The sequence below is a fragment of the Oleiphilus sp. HI0132 genome (assembly GCF_001635845.1).
Genome location: NZ_LWGJ01000913.1, coordinates 1 through 359 on the forward strand (window position 1 = coordinate 1; position 359 = coordinate 359).

Genomic DNA, 359 nt, shown 5'->3' on the forward strand with positions numbered 1-359 from the left:
GTTTTCAAAAGAATCTGGATAGCCTTAATACCCTCGCTAACGAAACGCTGACGAGTACTCAATTGCCAAAGAAATTGGAATCTTTTGATACTTCAACACTGACTTTGGCTAAATCAAACGACCTTGTTTCTTCCTTACAAAACCATCCAAAAATTCGTTTGATAAATCAGAAAATTAACATTGCAAAAAGCAAAGTGAATTTGACCGAGCAGTCTTTGGAGCCCTCTTATGGTGTGGAGCTAAGCTACGGCATGAGAAGTGGCGACAATATGGATGGGTCTTCTCGTGCCGACTTCTTTTCAGCGGGTGTGAGTGTTCAGTACCCCTTTTTCAATCGAGGTCAGCAATCCAGCCAGATC

General features: G+C 42.1%; 1 protein-coding gene. It reads left to right on the top strand.

What is annotated here, in order from left to right; all coding sequences use genetic code 11:
• The coding region (locus A3766_RS10330; RefSeq protein ID WP_197479512.1) for a TolC family protein at positions 1–359 on the top strand (359 nt) is incomplete at both ends.